Below are 3,341 nucleotides of genomic sequence, written 5' to 3' on the forward strand. Positions count from 1 at the left end.
TGGTGTGTGCCTGATTCTGTCTTTCGAGTTAGTCCGTTCTGAGCAGACGTAGTCACCCCCGTCGTGCGGCTGTGGCCGTAGGGGGGTCGCTTGGTCTGGTCGGGGCACCCCGGCGCCGGAGTTCCTACGCGGTCGCGCGGTGGTCCGGGTCGTGCATCTCGCCGATCAGCTCCTCCAGGACGTCCTCCAGCATGACCACGCCGAGCGTGCGCCCGTCCTGGTCCAGCACGGCGGCCAGGTGGCAGGCCGCGCGGCGCATCGCGCCGAGGGCGTCGTCCAGCGGGAGGCCGCCGCGCAGCACCGTGATCGGCCGCCACAGGCGGGCCGGGACCGGCGCCGAGGGGTCCTCCACGTCGAGGAGGTCCTTGAGGTGGATGTAGCCGAGGTAGCCGTGCCCGGCCGGGTCGCCGTCGGTGACCGGGAAGCGCGAGAAGCCGGTGCGCAGGGCGAGTTCCTCGACCTCGGCGGCGGTCGCCTTGGTGTCCACGGTGACCAGTTGCTCGGGTTCCAGCAGCACCTCGGTGACCGGGCGGCGGCCCAGCTCCAGGGCGTCCTCCAGGCGTTCCTGGCGCTCCTCGTCGAGCAGACCGGCGTCCCGGGAGTCGACCAGCAGGTACATCAGCTGCTCGGTGGTGAAGACCGACTCGACCTCGTCCTTGGCGTCCACCCGGAACAGCCTCAGGATGCCGTTGGCGAAGGCGTTCAGCAGCCGGATCACCGGGGCGAGCCAGCGGGCCAGCCGGTCCAGCGGCGGGCCGAGCCAGAGCGCGGCCCGTTCCGGGCCGGCCATCGCCATGTTCTTCGGCACCATCTCGCCCATCACCATGTGCAGGAACACCACGACGGCGAGCGAGATCCCGTACGAGAGCGGGTGCATCAGGCCGGGCGGCACGCCGATCGCGTGGAACGGGCCCTCCAGCAGCGAGGCGATGGTCGGCTCGGCGAGCGCACCGAGGCCCAGCGAGCAGACGGTGATGCCGAGCTGGGCCGCGGCCAGCATCGCGGAAACGTTGGACAGCGCGTGCAGCACGGTGCGGGCGCGCTTGTGCCCGGACTCCGCGAGCGGCTCGATCTGGCTGCGGCGCACGGACACGACCGCGAACTCGGCGCCGACGAAGAAGGCGTTGCCGAGCAGGAGCAGGAGCGCGACGGCCAGTTGGAGCGCGGTCATCGGAGGTGCTCCCCGTCCTCGCCGAACGAACCGGGCGCGGAGGTGCGCTCCACCCGGACCCGGCTGGTGCGGTGGCGGTCGACACCGGTCACGGTGAGGCGCCAGCCGGGCAGCCCGGCCTGCTCGCCGACCTCGGGGAGCTTGCCCAGCAGGTCGGCGACCAGGCCGGCCAGCGTCTCGTACGGGCCGTCCGGGGCGTTCAGGCCGATGCCCTCCAGCTGGTCGAGCCGGGCGCGGCCGTCGGCCTCCCAGACCGGCAGGCCGTTGACCGGCGGCAGCGGGAACAGTTCGGGGTGGTCGTCGGGGTCGTGCTCGTCCTGCACCTCGCCGACGATCTCCTCGACGATGTCCTCGACGGTCACGACGCCGGCGGTGCCGCCGTACTCGTCGACCACGATGGCCATCGGCTGGAGCCTGCGCAGCCGGTCGAGCAGCACCTCGGCGGGCAGCGTCTCGGGCACCAGCAGCGGCGGCGAGGACAGGTCGGCGACCCGCACCAGGCCACGGCGGGCCGCCGGGACGGCGAGGGCGTCCTTGAGCGTCACGGTGCCGGTGACCTCGTCCAGGCTGTCGGTGTAGACCGGGAAGCGGGACAGGCCGGTGGCCCTGGTCAGGTTGACGACGTCGGAGGCGGTGGCGTCGCGCTGGAGCGCCGCCACGTCGACGCGCGGGGTCATCACGGACTCGGCGGTCAGCTCGCTCAGTCCCAGGGTCCGGACGAACAGGGTCGCCGACTCCTCGTCTATCGCACCGGCCTTGGCCGAGTGCCGGGCCAGCGAGACCAGCTCGGCCGGGGTCCGGGCGTGGTCCAGTTCCTCCTGCGGCTCGACGCCGAAGGCCCGGACCGTACGGTCCGCCGCGCCGTTGAGGAAGCTGATCAGCGGACGGCAGACGAAGGAGAAGGCCATGTGCGGGGCGGCGACCGCACGGGCCACCTGCAGCGGGCGGGAGATCGCCCAGTTCTTCGGGACCAGCTCGCCGATCACCATCTGCACGACGGTGGCCAGCACCATGCCGACGATCACGGCGACGCCGCGGGCGGCCGCCGCGGGCACGCCGAGGGCGGACATGACGGGCGAGAGCAGCGTCGACACGGCCGGCTCGGCGAGCATGCCGACCACCAACGAGGTGACGGTGATGCCGAGCTGGGCTCCGGAGAGCTCGAAGGAGAGGTGTCGCAGGGCCCTGGCGACGCGGCCGGACTGGGCGTCGCCCGCCGCGGCGGAACGTTCCACCGCCCCGCGCTCGACGGTCACGAAGGCGAACTCGGCGGCCACGAAGAGGCCGTTGGCGAGGATCAGGAGAACGGCTGCGAGCAACAGCAGCCAGGCGGTGATCACAGTGCCGCTCGCCTTCCGGTGACCGGAAGTGGGGCGGCGCAGGTACTACCGGACGGATCGTCCATCGAGGGGGAGTGTCACTCCTCAGGTCGGTGCGGTCGGTCGCTTTCGGGCAGGGCGGACTTTGCCCCGCTTTTACCAGCGTAGACCATACCCGGACGGACGTAAGGGGGAGTGTCGGGCCCTCCCGGCGCCGGAACCGCAGGTCGGAGGGCGCCGTGCCCCACCCCGCCCGCGGACCGGACTCAGGCCTCGGCGTGGTACTCGACGAGGTCGCGCAGCGCGCGGGCGTCCGCGATCGCCTGCTCCTTGCCGACGCCGGGCTGGATGCCGACCGCCGCCAGCGAGGTGCCGTCGGCGAGGTCGAGGGTGGCCCACGGGTCGCCCTGGCGGAGGTTGACCCGGACGATCTCGGCCCAGGCGAGCCGACGGCTGCGCACGAAGTTGACCACCGTCACGCCGCTCGCGTCGGCGCTCACCCGGGGGCGGGCCAGCATCAGGCCGACGGCGGCGAACAGGACGCCGCTGGAGATCATCATGATCCGGTCGTTGAGCTGCCAGTTCTCCGGGAGCAACACGGCCAGCACCGCGAACAGCACCACCAGCACGACACAGACCGGCAGCAGCACGATGCGGGTGCGGCGCGGCGCCCAGGTGACGGGGAACTCGACGGGCGGCGTGGACACGGGGGTCTCCGGGTGGTTCTGGTGGCGGCAGCGCGACGGGGGGGGGGGGCCCACAGCGGGGCACCCCCCCCCCGCAACAGAAATTTAAGAGCCAAAGGGAGGAGAGGGCCAGGGGCGAAGGGGGGGGGTTTGTTGGAAAAGATG

At 72.3% G+C, this 3,341-nt stretch carries 3 protein-coding genes; all 3 read right to left on the bottom strand.

Features of this window, described 5'->3' with window-relative positions; translation table 11 throughout:
• Nucleotides 1–124: 124 nt before the first annotated feature.
• The 3 genes from ACFV0O_RS07650 to ACFV0O_RS07660 all read right to left on the bottom strand — a co-directional run bounded on the left by ACFV0O_RS07650 (nucleotide 125) and on the right by ACFV0O_RS07660 (nucleotide 3,197).
• Entirely contained in the window at nucleotides 125–1,171 is a 1,047-nt protein-coding gene (locus tag ACFV0O_RS07650) for a hemolysin family protein (protein WP_360252205.1), read from the bottom strand.
• Nucleotides 1,168–2,511, bottom strand: a complete 1,344-nt coding sequence (locus tag ACFV0O_RS07655; protein WP_380337740.1) for a hemolysin family protein — start codon at nucleotides 2,509–2,511, stop codon at nucleotides 1,168–1,170. Before ACFV0O_RS07655 ends, ACFV0O_RS07650 begins: the two co-directional genes overlap by 4 nt.
• Before the next feature lie 245 nt (nucleotides 2,512–2,756).
• Nucleotides 2,757–3,197 carry a PH domain-containing protein gene (locus ACFV0O_RS07660; protein WP_380337743.1) on the bottom strand — a complete coding sequence of 147 codons (441 nt, stop codon included), beginning with the start codon at nucleotides 3,195–3,197 and terminating at the stop codon, nucleotides 2,757–2,759.
• Nucleotides 3,198–3,341 lie beyond the last annotated feature (144 nt).

It is taken from the genome of Kitasatospora sp. NPDC059577, assembly GCF_042735475.1.
Taxonomy (GTDB): Bacteria; Actinomycetota; Actinomycetes; order Streptomycetales; family Streptomycetaceae; genus Kitasatospora.